Origin of the sequence: Janthinobacterium sp. BJB304 (assembly GCF_002735765.1) — a bacterium.
Lineage (GTDB): Bacteria > Pseudomonadota > Gammaproteobacteria > Burkholderiales > Burkholderiaceae_D > Janthinobacterium.
This window is the reverse complement of sequence record NZ_PDZN01000030.1, coordinates 37,455-50,902: the sequence shown is the minus strand read 5'-3', so window position 1 is coordinate 50,902 and position 13,448 is coordinate 37,455. Positions and strand designations below refer to the sequence as shown.

Sequence of the window (13,448 nt, the reverse complement as noted above, 5' to 3'; positions counted from 1 at the left end):
GGCCGTGCGCCATACAATTGTCGCGCTGCGTGCGCGAGCGCACCCGGCGCGTCGGCGGGCTGGCAACGCGGTGGCGGAAATTCCAGTAAGCTGTCGTTCCAGGCGTTCCATCCCGGGCGCCGTTGATTTCCTTTGACTTCAGGAACGCGCGTGCTTGACCCCATCCATTTTTATGAACCTGCGCAGGGCCATGGCCTGCCGCACGATCCCTTTAACGCCATCGTGGGGCCGCGTCCGATCGGCTGGATCGCCTCGCGCAGCAGCGCGGGCGTGCTCAATCTGGCGCCGTACAGCTTTTTCAACGCCTTCAATTACCATCCGCCGCTGATCGGTTTTTCCAGCATCGGCCGCAAGGATACCTTGCGCAATATCGAACAGACGGGCGAATTCGTGTGGAACCTGGCGACCCGTCCGCTGGCCGAGGCAATGAACGCCAGTTGCGCGCCTGCGCCGCCCGAAGTCGACGAATTCGCGCTGGCCGGCCTGACGCCGGCCGCCTCGCGCATCGTGCACGTGCCGCGCGTGGCCGAAAGCCCCGTCTCCTTCGAATGCCGGCGTACGCAGATCATCGAACTGCAAGGCGTCAATGGCGACGGTGTCGGCAGCTGGCTGGTGCTGGGGGAAGTGGTGGGCGTGCACATCGCGCGCCATCTGCTGGTCGACGGCGTGTACGACACGGCCGCCGCCGCGCCGATATTGCGCGGCGGCGGCCCGGCCGATTATTTCGAGATCGGGCCGGACAGCCTGTTCCACATGCGCCGGCCAGCCTGGCCGTAATGCGCCGTCTGGCCAGGCCGTACTGGTTCAGGCCGGAACTGGATGGCGCTCCTTGACGATGCCGCGATAGATCAGCCACGTCGCCAGCAGGCTGATGGCGCCGGCGCCCGCCATCCAGTAGCCTGGCGCCGCCTTGTCGCCGGTGCTTTCGATCAGCAGGGTCGACACCAGCGGCGTCAGGCCGCCGAACAGCGCGGTGGCCAGGCTGTAGGCCAGCGAAAAGCCCGTGGTCCGCACGCTGGCCGGGATGATTTCCGTCAGCGCGACGATGGTGGCGCCGTTGTAGCTGCCGTACAGGAAGGACAGCCACAGCTCGACCATCAGCATGTGGTTGAAACTGGGATGGGCGACCAGCCAGGACAGGGACGGATACGCGGTCAGCATCGTCAGCGCCGCGCACGCGGCCATGATGGGCCAGCGCCCGATGCGGTCCGACAGCGCGCCCATGACGGGCAGCCAGAGGAAGTTCGACAGGCCGATGCACAAGGTGACGAGCAGGCTGTCCTCGGTGCTCAGTTTGAGCACGCTCTTGCCGAAGGTCGGCGTGTAGACGGTGATCAGATAGAACGCCACCGTCGTCAGCACGATCAGCATCGCGCCGCTGACGACCAGCGGCCAGTTGAGGCTGATGGTTTTGAGCATTTGCCGGAACGTCGGATGCGATTTGCGCGTCAGATAGGCCTCGGTCTCCTGCAGCGAACGGCGGATGTAGAACACCACCGGGATGATGGAGCAGCCGATGAAGAACGGGATGCGCCAGCCCCAGTCCGCGATGAATTCCTTGCTCAAGGTTGCGTTGAGATAGTAGCCGAGCGCCGCGGAAAAGATGATGGCGACCTGCTGGCTGGCCGATTGCCAGCTGACGTAATAGCCCTTGTTGCCGGGTGTCGCCATCTCGGACAGGTAGACCGACACGCCGCCCAGCTCCACGCCGGCGGAGAAACCTTGCAGCAAGCGCCCGATCAGCACGAGGAACGGCGCCAGCAAGCCGATGGTGGCATAGCCGGGCACGAAGGCGATCAGCGCCGTGCCGGAAGCCATGATGGCCAGGGTCAGCACCAGTCCCTTGCGCCGGCCGATGCGGTCGATATAGCTGCCGAGGATGATGGCACCCAGCGGCCGCATGAAAAACCCCGCACCGAAGGTGGCGAAGGTCATCATCAGGGCCGCGTATTCGCTGGTGGCGGGGAAGAAGGCCTTGGCAATATACGTCGCATAAAAGCCGAACAGGAAAAAATCGTACATTTCGATGAAGTTCCCGCTCGTCACCCGGATGACGGTGGCGATGCGCGAAGGAGGGCGTGCCTGTGCGCGCGGCGCTGTCGGCTCGGCGAGGGGTGCGGCGGTCGATGGAATGGCCATGGTTTACCTATTGAGGAAAGATGAGTGACGTCGACTAGTGCGTTGCTGTTGCTGGTACCGATGCCGGCTGCAGCCCGGTCGCTTCGATCGCGCCGGCGTTGGCCGGGGCGGCGAGGAAGCGCAGCAAGGCGCGGCCGGCTTCCGGTTCTTTGCCGCCCGGGACCAGCGCCGCCGAAAATTGCGTCATCAACTGCACTTCCGGCGGCAGCAGGCCGACAATGTCGATGCCTTGGACCGGCAGCAGCTCGCTGCGCTGCTGGCAGCCGAAATCGGCCTCGCCATGCGCGATGATTTCGCCGACGGGGGTGGCGGGAATTTTCGCGGCCTTGCCCTGCATCTGCTCCGCGATGTGCAGTGTCTTCATCAGCTGCTTCTCGATGTATTCGCCGCTGGCGCTGTCCGAATAGGCCACCTTGTGCGCCTGCAGGAAAGCGCTGCGCAAGCCCTCGGTGGTGCTGATGTCGGGCTTTGCCGCGCCGTGGCGCACGGCGCAGGCGATCGGCGAATTGGCCAGGACCACCTTGCTGCCGGGGACCAGGCGGCCTTCCTGCATCAGTTTGTCGAGCGCGTCGCCCACCATGATGACGACGTCGATCGGCTCGCCGCGCGCCAGGCGCGCCGGGATCGCATTCCTGGTGGTGCCCATCGACGGACCCCATTCGGACAGCAACTGGTCGCCGCTGGCGCGCTCGTAGGCGGGCGCCAGGTTTTTGTAGGCCTGGGCGAAGCCGCCCGAGCTGACCACGCGGATGTCGGCGGCATGCGCCGCGCCGGCGGCCAGCAGCACCAGCGCCGCGAGCAGCGGGCGCGAGGTTTGCAGCAGAGTATGCCGAGGCATGATGGTTCTCCTGATGTTAAAATTTTTTCATGAGGCCGGGTGTCAAGCCAGTGCCGTGGCGGTTGTTGAGGTGTGTTTCCGTGACGCCGGCAGCGTCGCGCCGCCGGCCGCCGGTAAAAGCGCGAACGTGGAATGGTGTCGCATCATGTCTCCTTTTTCAGTTCAGGCCTTCTTGGCGAGGCTCAGCATTCAGCCCCCATCATCGTTGAAATGGCATAATTTGATAATTGCAATTTTTCCGAGGATTAATGCATGCAGCGCATCAATTACGAGCTTCATGATTTGCAGGCCTTCGTGGCCGTGGCGGAGCGCAACAGCTTTCGCCAGGCCGCGGCCGACCTGTTCCTGTCGCAGCCGGCGCTCAGCCGCCGCATCGAAAAACTCGAGGATGCGCTGGGGGTCAAGCTGTTCGAGCGCACCACACGGCGCGTGCAGCTGACCAACGTCGGGCAGGTGTTCCTGGTGAACGTGCGCGATGCGCTCAACGGCCTGGAAGATGCCGTGCTGGGCGTGGCCGACCTGGCCGCGCACCGCACCGGGACGGTGACGTTCGCCTGCGTGCCCTCGGCCGTGTGGCATTTCCTGCCGGACGTGCTCAAGCGCTTCAGCGCGCAGTTTCCGAAAATCCGCGTGCGCGTGCATGACGAAAGCGCGCAGGACGTGCTCAACCTCGTGCTGTCCGGCGAGGCGGACTTCGGCATCAGCTTTACGGGCGCGGAAAATCCGGAGATCCATTTCCAGCCCATCTACGTCGAGACCTATGTGCTGGCCATGCGTGCCGATCACCGGCTGGCCAAGCGCAAGAAGCTGAGCTGGAAGGATACAGTCGACGAACGCTATATCTCGGTGGCCAAGTCGAGCGGCAACCGCAGCGTGCTCGACGCGGCGCTGGCCGGCGTGGAAAAGCATCCGTGGATCTCGTGCGAGATCAACCACGTGTCAGGCATCCTGGCGCTGGTGGAGTCGGGCCTGGGCGTGGCGGCGGTGCCGGGCCTGTCGATTCTGCCGGAGCGGCAAGGCGCGGTGGTCGGCGTGCCGCTCGTCAATCCTGCCGTCAAGCGCACGCTGGGCTTGATCAGCCGGCATCAGCACGCGATGCCGCCCGCGTCTCGCACTCTGTTCGAGATGATGAGCGCGAGCATAGGAAAGCAGGGGCGGCGGGCATGAGCGCTGCAGTGCGGCGCAGGAGAATCGAGGACCCGGACCTTATTTTTGCATGATGGGATCGCGCCCCAGCGTGCGCGCCAGCGCGCCGCCGTCGCCGCGCCAGAATTCGCGGTCGGCCAGGCGCACGCGCTCGGCCGCGTGCTGCATGTGCTCCATGGCCGCCTGGCGCGCCCGCTGCGGGTCGCCGTCGGCGATCGCCTGCACGATCTTTTCATGTTCGCGCCGCACTTCGATGGAAAAGTCCGTGCGCCGCGCTTCATTCGCGCGCGTGACCTTCACGGCCGAGCGGATCGGGTCGGCGAACATGGCGACGAATTTCGGCCAGTAGGGGTTGCCCGTCGCCTCGGCGATGCACAGGTGCAGGCGCACGTCTTCTTCCACGCCGTCGACGCCGGCCGCCACGGCTTCCTCGATGCGGCGCAGCGCGTGTTCGATGTCGGCCAGCTGGCCCGGCGTGCGCCGCACGGCCGCCAGCGCGGCGATTTCCGCTTCCAGTCCCTGGCGCACCTCGATCAGATTCAGCAGCGACTGCACGGACTGCTCCGTCAGCTCGTCGCCCCGTTCGCCCGTCTTCGCGCCATCCTGCGCGCAAACGAACGTGCCGCTGCCCTTGCGCGTGGCGACGATGCCGTCCGCCTGCAGCAGGGCGATGGCTTCGCGCAGCACCGTGCGGCTGACGCCGAAGTGCGTTGCCATCGCTTGCTCGGACGGCAGACGCGTGCCGCCGGCCAGGCCGTCGTTGTGGATTTGCTGGCGCAGCCGTGCCGCCACCCGCGCACCCAGCGTGCCGGTGGTGAAACTGCCCGCGGCGGGCTCCGGCGGGGGAAGGGTAAAGCGGAACGTGCGGTCCATCGGGTGCATCCTTGTGCTAGCGGTTTTTATGCGGGCTTGCCTGCTTGCCATTATATGGAATATACAGCTTGACACACACAAAACACACACATAATATACATCCATACAAATTTTAGACAAGTTGCCAGCCACCTCCGGTGGACCATAAAAACCCGGCACGGTCGATCCCCCAGCGATCAGGAGACAAGCATGGACGTATCACAAGCATTGCCCGGGCAGCCGGCCGGCGCCGCCGCCAGCCAGAAAACCATCGACGACGCCGTCTATCGCAAGGTGACCTGGCGCATCATCCCCTTCCTCATGCTGTGCTACATCGTCGCTTACCTCGACCGTGTCAACGTGGGCTTCGCCAAGCTGCAAATGCTGGCCGACCTGCAGTTTTCCGAAACCGTGTACGGCCTGGGCGCCGGCGTGTTCTTCCTCGGCTACTTCCTGTTCGAAGTGCCCAGCAACGTGATGCTGCACAAGATCGGCGCGCGCGTGTGGATCGCCCGCATCATGATCACCTGGGCCATCATCTCGGGCGCCTTCATGTTCGTCACCACGCCGACCCAGTTTTACGTGATGCGCTTCCTGCTCGGCATCGCCGAGGCGGGCTTCTTCCCCGGCATCATTCTCTATTTGACCTACTGGTATCCGTCCGAGCGCCGCGCGCGCATGGTGTGCACCTTCATGGCCGCCATCCCCGTGGCGGGCCTGATCGGCGGCCCCCTGTCGGGCTGGATCATGGAAACCTTCGCCGGCTGGCACGGCTATGCGGGCTGGCAGTGGATGTTCGTGCTCGAAGCGATACCCGCCGCGCTGATGGGCGTGGCCGTGCTGCTGTACCTCGATAACAGCATCCGCGCCGCGAAGTGGCTGACGGAAGACGAAAAAGTCATCCTCGAGCAGCGCATTGCCACGGAAGCGCAGGGCAAGGTATCGCACCCGTCGATCCGCGCCATGTTCGCCGACCCGCGCATCTGGGTCATGGCCCTGATTTATTTCTGCTGCGTGATGGGCCAGTATTCGCTGACCTTCTGGCTGCCCAGTCTGATCAAGGCGGCCGGCGTGACGGGCGTGCTCAATATCGGCCTGTTCACGGCGATTCCGTACTCCGTGGCCGTGGCGTCGATGATCCTGCTGGGCCGCAGCTCGGACAAATACCGCGAACGCCGCTGGCACATGGCGATCCCGCTGGTGGTCGGCGCCGCCGCCATCGTCTGCAGCGCGCTGGCCGGCGCCCACAACACGGGCTGGGCCATCTTCTTCCTGACGATCGCCGCCGGCGGCATCCTGGCCGCCTCGCCGATGTTCTGGAGCCTGCCGACGGCTTTCCTCGGCGGCGTCTCGGCCGCCGCGGGCATCGCCGCCATCAATTCGGTGGGCAACCTGGCCGGCTTCGCGGCGCCGTACATGATCGGTTCGATCAAGGACCTGACGCAATCGACCGACATCGCCATCTACCTGCTGGCCGGCATCCTGGTGATCGGCGCATTCATCATCATGCGCGTGCCGGCCAAGCTGGTGAACAAATAAGACTGGAGTAGCAGATGAACGTGGAAATGAAAAAAGTGGGCGTGATCGGCCTGGGCGCCATGGGCATGGGCATTGCGCAATCGTTGCTGCGCGCGGGCTTCGACGTGCATGCCTGCGACGTGCGCCCGGAAACCGTGCAAACGCTGGTCGACAAGGGCGCCCATGCGGCGCAATCGCCGGCCGCGCTGGCGGCGCAGGTGCAAGCCTTGCTGATCGTCGTCGTCAATGCGCAGCAGACGGAAGCCGTGCTGTTTGGCGAACACGGCGCGGCCAGCGCCCTGGCGCCGGGCAGCGTCGTCATCGCCTGCGCCACCGTGGCGCCCGAATTTGCCGAAGCGCTCGGTGCGCGCCTGGCGGCCATGGGACTGCGCTTCATCGACGCGCCCATTTCCGGCGGCGCGGCCAAGGCGCAAGCCGGCGAGATGTCGGTGATGGCGGCCGGCGCGCCCGATGCGTTCGACGCTTGCGCCGGTATTTTCGACGCCATCTGTGCAAAGCTGTACCGCCTGGGCGAGCAGCCGGGGCAGGGCTCGAAAGTCAAGATGATCAACCAGCTGCTGGCCGGCGTGCACATCGCCGCCGCCGCCGAAGCGATGGCGCTGGGCTTGCGCGCCGGCTGCGACGCCGATGCCTTGTACGAAGTCATTTCAAACAGCGCCGGCAGTTCCTGGATGTTCCAGAACCGGGTGCCGCACATTTTGAAGGGCGACTATACGCCGTTATCAAGCGTGAATATTTTCGTGAAAGACCTCGGCATCGTGCTCGATTACGCGAAAAAGAGCGTCTTTCCACTGCCCCTGTCGGCCACGGCGCACCAGATGTTCATGCAGGCGTCGGCCGCTGGCTTTGGCGGCGAGGACGATGCGGCCGTGATTAAAACTTTTCCCGGTATCGATCTGCCGACGAAAGCGTAACTGAATCAAAAAGGAATCATGATGACTGTATTACTGGGATGTATCGCCGACGATTTCACGGGCGGCACCGACCTGGCCGGCATGCTGGTCAAGGCCGGCATGCGCACGGTGCAGCTGATCGGCGTGCCGCAAGGTCCGCCGCCGACTGACGTCGACGCCGTCGTCATCGCCCTCAAGTCGCGCACGAATGCGCCGGAAGAGGCGGTGGCCGAATCGCTGGCCGCGCTGGCCTGGCTGCAGCAAGCCGGATGCCGCCAGTTCTACTTCAAGTACTGCTCCACGTTCGACTCCACGCCGCGCGGCAATATCGGCCCCGTGGCGGAAGCACTGATGCGGGCGCTGGACACGGACTTCACGATCGCCTGCCCCGCGTTTCCCGCGAATGGCCGCACCATCTACAAGGGTAACCTGTTCGTCGGCGACGTGCCGCTGGCCGAATCTGGCATGCGCGATCATCCCCTGACGCCGATGACGGATTCGAACCTGGTGCGCGTGCTGCAGCAGCAGGTGCAGGCCAAGGTGGGCCTGGCCGATTACAGTGTGGTGGAGAAGGGCGCGGCCGCCATCGCCCAGCGCTTCACGGACTTGCGCGGCCAGGGCTGCCATTTCGCCGTCGTCGATGCCGTGTCGAACCGCGACCTGGAAGCCATCGGTGCCGCTTGCGCCGACTTGAAACTGATCACGGGCGGCTCCGGCATCGCGCTGGGATTGCCGCAGAATTTCCGCCAGCGGGGCCAGTTGTCGCCATCGCATGCCGGACAGGCAGGGCGCTTGCCGCCGGCGTCCGGATTGCGCGCCGTGATCTCGGGCAGCTGTTCCGTGGCCACGCAGCAGCAGGTGGCGCACCTGCGCGAACTGGCGCCGTCCTTCCACGTCGACCCTTTGCAACTGGCCGCGGGCGGCGAGGTGGTGGACGCCGTGGTGGAGCAGGCGCTGGCCTGGGCGAATCAGCACCTGGCGCAAGGCCCCATTTTGATCTATGCCACGGCCACGCCGGACGCCGTGCGCGCCGTGCAGGCGCAGCTGGGCGTGGAGCGTGCCGGCGCCCTGGTCGAGGAAACCCTGGCCGCCATCGCGCAGGGCCTGGTGCGCCTCGGCGTGGGCCAGTTGATCGTCGCCGGCGGCGAAACCTCGGGCGCCGTGGTGAAGGCGCTGGGCGTCGCGGGCTTGCGCATCGGCCCCGAGATCGACCCCGGCGTGCCGTGGACGCAAGCCTTGCCCGCGCCGGGCGACGAAGGCAGGGCACCGTTGGCGCTGGCCCTCAAGTCCGGCAATTTCGGCACCGTGGATTTCTTCAGCAAAGCCTGGCAGGTGCTGGCATGAGCACCACGGAATCGCGCCAGCGCGAGCTGATCGTCGACTTCGGCAAGTCGCTGTTCGAACGGGGCTTGACGGCGGGCAGCAGCGGCAACCTGAGCGTGCGCCTGTCCGACGGCTGGCTGCTCACGCCGACGAACGCCAGCCTGGGCCGGCTCGATCCCGCGCAGCTGTCCAAGCTCGATTGGGATGGCAAGCTGATCAGCGGAGCGCCGCCGTCCAAGGAGGCGTTCCTGCACCGCACCATGTACGCAGAGCGGAGCAGCGCGGGCGCCATCGTGCACCTGCACTCGACGCATTCGGCCGCCGTGTCGTGCATGTGCGGCTTGAACCATGACGACTGCATCCCGCCGCTCACGCCATACTTTGTGATGAAGGTGGGGCGCTTGCCGCTGGTGCCGTATCACCGTCCGGGCGACCCGGCGCTGGCGGGCGCGATCGGCGCCATGGCGCGCAAGCACTCGGCCGTGCTGCTGGCCAATCACGGTCCCGTCGTGTCGGGCACGAGCCTGGAAGCGGCCGTGTATGCGGCCGAGGAACTGGAAGAGACGGCCAAGCTGTTTTTGCTGCTGCGCGACGTGCCCACGCGTCCGCTCGACGCGGCGCAGATCGCGGATCTGAAGCAGACATTCAAACTCGAACTATAGAATTCAAGGAGACACGCATGCCCCGTTTTGCCGCCAACCTGACCATGATGTTCAATGAAGTGCCTTTCCCGCAGCGCTTTGCCGCCGCCGCGCAAGCGGGTTTCACGGGCGTCGAATTTTTGTTCCCCTACGATCACGCGCCGCAGGAAGTGGCCGGCTGGCTGCGCGAAAACAAGCTGCAGAACGTGCTGTTCAACCTGCCGCCGGGCGACTGGGCGGCCGGTGAGCGGGGCATCGCCTCGCTGCCGGGCCGCGAAGCGGAATTTCGCGCTGGCGTGGCACAGGGCATCGCATATGCGCTGGCGCTGGGCACGCCGCGCGTGCACATGATGGCGGGCCTGCTGCCCGTGGGCGCCGACCTCGCCCTGCACCGCGCCACCTACCTGGCCAACCTGCGGTACGCGGCGAAAGCCGTGGGCGAGCATGGCATCGAGCTCCTGATCGAACCGATCAACGGGCGCGACATGCCCGGCTATTTCCTCGTCACGCAGGCGCAGGGCCATGCGCTGCGCCTGGAGTCGGGCGCGCCCAACGTCAAGGTGCAGATGGATTTTTATCACACGCAGATCGTCGAGGGCGATATCGCCATGACGTTCCAAAACAACTTCGACGGCATCGGCCACGTGCAGATCGCCAGCGTCCCGGCCCGCAATGAACCGGACGATGGCGAAGTCAATTACCCGTATTTATTCAGGCTGCTCGACGAGCTCGACTACGAGGGCTGGATCGGCTGCGAATACCGTCCGCGCGGGCGCACCGAGGATGGCCTGGGCTGGCTCGCTGCATACAACAACAAACAAGGAGCATGAAGATGAAAGTACTGATTACCGGCGGCGCCGGTTTCCTGGGACAGCGCCTGGCGCGCCAGTTGCTGGCGCAAGGCCGCTTGACGGACAGCCACGGCCAGCTGCAAGCGATCAGCGAGCTGGTTTTGGTCGACGTGGTGGCCGCGCATGACTTCCACGATGCGCGCGTCAAAGTGGTCACGGGCGACATCGCCGACGGCGCCTTGATGCGCGCCACCATCGATGCGCAGACCGCGTCGATCTTCCACCTGGCCGCCATCGTCAGCGGCCAGGCGGAAGCCGATTTCGAGCTGGGCATGCGCATCAACCTCGATGCCTCGCGTTTGCTGCTCGATATCTGCCGCGAACTGGGGCACAAGCCGAAAGTGGTCTTCACCAGCTCCGTGGCCGTCTACGGCGGCAAGCTGCCGGACGTGGTGCAGGACACCACCGCGCTGAACCCGCAATCGTCGTACGGCGCGCAAAAAGCCATCGGCGAATTGCTGCTCAATGACTACAGCCGCCGCGGCTTTGTCGATGGCCGCGTGCTGCGCCTGCCCACCATCAGCGTGCGTCCCGGTAAGCCGAATAAGGCGGCGTCGTCTTTCGCCAGCGGCATCATCCGCGAACCGTTGAATGGCGAGGCGGCCGTCTGCCCTGTGTCCACCGATTTGCGATTGTGGCTGCTGTCGCCGCGCGGCGCCATCGCCTCGCTGATCGCCGGCCACGAACTGGCGGGCGAGGCCTTTGGCGCCAGCCGCACGGTGAACTTGCCGGGTTTGAGCGTGAGCGTGGGCGAGATGATCGCCGCGCTGGAACAAGTCGCCGGCGCGGACGTCGTTGCCCGCATCAGCTATGCGCCCGATCCGGCCGTCGAGCGCATCGTCAAGAGCTGGCCCGGCGCCTGGGACACGGCACGGGCCGAGTCGCTGGGCTTGACGGCCGATGCGGATTTCGCCAGCATCATCCGTGCGTATATCGAGGATGCGAAAGCATGAAGCCGCGTAGGTCGGATTAGCGGCGGCACGCCGCGTAATCCGACAATATTGCTGGCGTTGGTTTAAGTGCTGATGTCGGATTGCGCTGGCCTGTCAGCCATCTAATCCGACCTGCGCCATGCCAGCGCGTGGGGCTTATTTGCCCAGTATCGACGCCACATTGTCGGTGCCGGGCGCGCCGAACAGCTGCTGCTTGAGGATGTGCAGCTGGTCGCGCACTTGCGCCGCCTTTTCGAACTCCAGGTTCTTGGCGTGGTCGACCATCAGTTTTTCCAGGCGCTTGATTTCCTTGCTGACCTGTTTCTCGCTCATCGCTTCGAATTTCGCCGCTTCCTGCGCCACCTGCAGGGTCTCGCGCGCTTCCTGCGGGCTGTAGACGCCGTCGATCATTTCGCGGATCGATTTCTTCACACCGATCGGGATGATGTTGTTGGCCGTATTGAAGGCGATCTGCTTGGCGCGGCGGCGTTCCGTCTCGTCGATGGCGCGGCGCATGGAGTCCGTGATGCGGTCGCCGTACAAAATCGCCGTGCCGTTCAGGTTACGCGCGGCGCGGCCGATGGTCTGGATCAGGCTGCGTTCGGAGCGCAAAAAGCCTTCCTTGTCCGCGTCGAGGATGGCGACCAGCGATACTTCCGGCAAGTCCAGGCCCTCGCGCAGCAGGTTGATCCCCACCAGCACGTCGAAGGTGCCCAGACGCAGGTCGCGCAGGATTTCCACGCGCTCCACCGTTTCGATATCGCTGTGCAGGTAGCGCACCTTGATGCCATGGTCGCCCAGGTATTCCGTCAATTGCTCGGACATGCGCTTGGTGAGGGTGGTCACCAGCACGCGCTCGTCCTTCTTGATGCGCTCGACGATTTCCGACATCAGGTCGTCCACCTGGCTGCTGGCCGGACGCACGATGATCTGCGGGTCGACCAGGCCGGTCGGGCGCACGACCTGTTCGACCACCTGGTCCGAGTGGGTCTTTTCGTATTCGGCCGGCGTGGCCGAGACGAACACGGTCTGGCGCATCTTCTGTTCGAATTCCTCGAATTTCAAGGGCCGGTTGTCGAGCGCGGACGGCAGGCGGAAACCATAGTCGACCAGGTTGGTCTTGCGCGAGCGGTCGCCGTTATACATGGCGCTCAGCTGGCCCGTCAGCACGTGCGACTCGTCGAGGAACATCAATGCGTCGGCCGGCAGGTAGTCGACCAGGGTCGGCGGCGGTTCGCCGGGCAGCGCGCCACTCAGATGGCGCGAGTAGTTCTCGATGCCCTTGGTGAAACCGATCTCCGCCATCATTTCCAGGTCGAAGCGCGTGCGCTGTTCCAGCCGCTGCTCCTCGATCAGTTTATTTTCCTTGCGGAAGAACTCGAGGCGCTCGCGCAGCTCGTCCTTGATGGTCTCGACGGCGCGCAGCACGGTGGAGCGGGGCGTGACGTAGTGCGAGCCCGGGTACACGGTGAAGCGGGGGATCTTTTGCCGTACGCGGCCCGTCAGCGGGTCGAACAGCTGGATCGATTCGATCTCGTCGTCGAACATTTCCAGGCGCACGGCCAGCTCCGCATGCTCGGCGGGGAAGATGTCGATGGTATCGCCGCGCACGCGGAAGGTGCCGCGGCCGAAATCGACCTCGTTGCGCGTGTACTGCATCTGGATCAGGCGCGCGATGACGTCGCGCTGGGCGACCCTGTCCTTGACGCGCAGGGTCAATATCATCTGGTGGTATTCGTTCGGATTACCGATACCGTAGATGGCCGAGACGGTGGCGACGATGATGACGTCGCGCCGCTCCATCAGCGATTTGGTGCACGACAAACGCATCTGCTCGATATGCTCGTTGATCGACGAGTCCTTTTCGATGAACAGGTCGCGCTGCGGCACGTAGGCTTCGGGCTGGTAGTAATCGTAGTAGCTGACGAAGTATTCGACGGCGTTCTGCGGGAAAAAGTCGCGGAACTCGCTGTACAGCTGCGCCGCCAAGGTCTTGTTCGGCGCGAAGACGATGGCGGGCCGGCCCGTGCGCGCGATGACGTTGGCCATGGTGTAGGTCTTGCCCGAACCGGTCACGCCCAGCAGGGTCTGGAAGGCCAGTCCGTCGGCAATCCCCTCTGACAGCTGGTCGATTGCCGTGGGCTGATCGCCGGCCGGAGGGAAGGGCTGGTGCAGCTTGAAGGGGGAGTCCGGGAAAGAGATAATTGCGCTTTCCGCCTCGCTGGCGGTAGATAATTCGGGCATGTGAATCAGACCTTTGTTAGAATAGTGCTCTGCTGGCGGCCCTGGCGTTG

Annotated in this window: 12 protein-coding genes; 8 read left to right on the top strand and 4 right to left on the bottom strand. The window is 64.9% G+C overall.

Annotation, left to right across the window (positions count from 1 at the left end; all coding sequences use genetic code 11):
• Positions 1–150: 150 nt before the first annotated feature.
• Positions 151–777: a flavin reductase family protein gene (locus CSQ95_RS26455; RefSeq protein WP_099411641.1), complete on the top strand. Its 627-nt coding sequence runs from the start codon at positions 151–153 to the stop codon at positions 775–777.
• 27 nt (positions 778–804) lie between these two features.
• Here the strand turns inward: CSQ95_RS26455 and CSQ95_RS26450 are convergent, their stop codons facing one another.
• Both CSQ95_RS26450 and CSQ95_RS26445 read right to left on the bottom strand, forming a co-directional pair.
• Complete coding sequence (locus tag CSQ95_RS26450) at positions 805–2,139, bottom strand: MFS transporter (protein ID WP_099411640.1); 1,335 nt, start codon at positions 2,137–2,139, stop codon at positions 805–807.
• A 34-nt stretch (positions 2,140–2,173) separates the two neighbouring features.
• The gene (locus CSQ95_RS26445) at positions 2,174–2,977 is read right to left on the bottom strand and encodes a substrate-binding domain-containing protein (protein ID WP_099411639.1); all 804 of its coding nucleotides are present in this window, start codon (positions 2,975–2,977) and stop codon (positions 2,174–2,176) included.
• A gap of 252 nt (positions 2,978–3,229) precedes the next feature.
• Here CSQ95_RS26445 and CSQ95_RS26440 point away from each other — a divergent pair, with 252 nt between their 5' ends.
• Positions 3,230–4,144, top strand: coding sequence for a LysR family transcriptional regulator (locus CSQ95_RS26440; protein WP_099411638.1), 915 nt, complete (start codon positions 3,230–3,232; stop codon positions 4,142–4,144).
• A gap of 39 nt (positions 4,145–4,183) precedes the next feature.
• Here CSQ95_RS26440 and CSQ95_RS26435 read toward each other — a convergent pair whose 3' ends face one another.
• Positions 4,184–4,996, bottom strand: a complete 813-nt coding sequence (locus CSQ95_RS26435; RefSeq protein ID WP_070310460.1) for a FadR/GntR family transcriptional regulator — start codon at positions 4,994–4,996, stop codon at positions 4,184–4,186.
• A gap of 189 nt (positions 4,997–5,185) precedes the next feature.
• On the opposite strand from CSQ95_RS26435, the gene CSQ95_RS26430 reads away from it, so the two are divergent.
• Genes CSQ95_RS26430 through denD form a run of 6 tightly spaced genes read left to right on the top strand, consistent with a single transcriptional unit; the run spans position 5,186 to position 11,175 of the window.
• Positions 5,186–6,514, top strand: a complete 1,329-nt coding sequence (locus CSQ95_RS26430; protein ID WP_099411637.1) for an MFS transporter — start codon at positions 5,186–5,188, stop codon at positions 6,512–6,514.
• Positions 6,515–6,528: 14 nt separating this feature from the next.
• Positions 6,529–7,428 (top strand): L-threonate dehydrogenase, encoded by a 900-nt coding sequence (gene ltnD, locus CSQ95_RS26425; protein WP_099411636.1) that lies wholly within the window; start codon positions 6,529–6,531, stop codon positions 7,426–7,428.
• Positions 7,429–7,449: 21 nt separating this feature from the next.
• A complete protein-coding gene (gene otnK, locus CSQ95_RS26420; RefSeq protein ID WP_218963655.1) occupies positions 7,450–8,751 on the top strand; it encodes a 3-oxo-tetronate kinase in 1,302 nt (433 codons plus the stop codon).
• Positions 8,748–9,392, top strand: coding sequence for a 3-oxo-tetronate 4-phosphate decarboxylase (gene otnC, locus CSQ95_RS26415; protein ID WP_099411634.1), 645 nt, complete (start codon positions 8,748–8,750; stop codon positions 9,390–9,392). The genes otnK and otnC overlap by 4 nt, the downstream gene beginning before the upstream one ends.
• Positions 9,393–9,409: 17 nt before the next feature.
• Entirely contained in the window at positions 9,410–10,201 is a 792-nt protein-coding gene (gene otnI / locus CSQ95_RS26410) for a 2-oxo-tetronate isomerase (RefSeq protein WP_099411633.1), read from the top strand.
• A gap of 2 nt (positions 10,202–10,203) precedes the next feature.
• Entirely contained in the window at positions 10,204–11,175 is a 972-nt protein-coding gene (gene denD, locus CSQ95_RS26405; protein WP_099411632.1) for a D-erythronate dehydrogenase, read from the top strand.
• A 135-nt stretch (positions 11,176–11,310) separates the two neighbouring features.
• Here the strand turns inward: denD and uvrB are convergent, their stop codons facing one another.
• On the bottom strand, positions 11,311–13,398 hold the full coding sequence (gene uvrB / locus CSQ95_RS26400) for an excinuclease ABC subunit UvrB (RefSeq protein ID WP_099411631.1): 2,088 nt from the start codon (positions 13,396–13,398) through the stop codon (positions 11,311–11,313).
• Positions 13,399–13,448 lie beyond the last annotated feature (50 nt).

Bases quoted from the DNA above. Each gene is read 5' to 3' on its own strand.
- CSQ95_RS26450 (WP_099411640.1), bottom strand. From the start codon at position 2,139: ATGGCCATTCCATCGACCGCCGCACCCCTCGCCGAGCCGACAGCGCCG.
- CSQ95_RS26445 (WP_099411639.1), bottom strand. From the start codon at position 2,977: ATGCCTCGGCATACTCTGCTGCAAACCTCGCGCCCGCTGCTCGCGGCG.
- CSQ95_RS26440 (WP_099411638.1), top strand. From the start codon at position 3,230: ATGCAGCGCATCAATTACGAGCTTCATGATTTGCAGGCCTTCGTGGCC.
- CSQ95_RS26435 (WP_070310460.1), bottom strand. From the start codon at position 4,996: ATGGACCGCACGTTCCGCTTTACCCTTCCCCCGCCGGAGCCCGCCGCG.
- CSQ95_RS26430 (WP_099411637.1), top strand. From the start codon at position 5,186: ATGGACGTATCACAAGCATTGCCCGGGCAGCCGGCCGGCGCCGCCGCC.
- ltnD (WP_099411636.1), top strand. From the start codon at position 6,529: ATGAACGTGGAAATGAAAAAAGTGGGCGTGATCGGCCTGGGCGCCATG.
- otnK (WP_218963655.1), top strand. From the start codon at position 7,450: ATGACTGTATTACTGGGATGTATCGCCGACGATTTCACGGGCGGCACC.
- otnC (WP_099411634.1), top strand. From the start codon at position 8,748: ATGAGCACCACGGAATCGCGCCAGCGCGAGCTGATCGTCGACTTCGGC.
- otnI (WP_099411633.1), top strand. From the start codon at position 9,410: ATGCCCCGTTTTGCCGCCAACCTGACCATGATGTTCAATGAAGTGCCT.
- denD (WP_099411632.1), top strand. From the start codon at position 10,204: ATGAAAGTACTGATTACCGGCGGCGCCGGTTTCCTGGGACAGCGCCTG.
- uvrB (WP_099411631.1), bottom strand. From the start codon at position 13,398: ATGCCCGAATTATCTACCGCCAGCGAGGCGGAAAGCGCAATTATCTCT.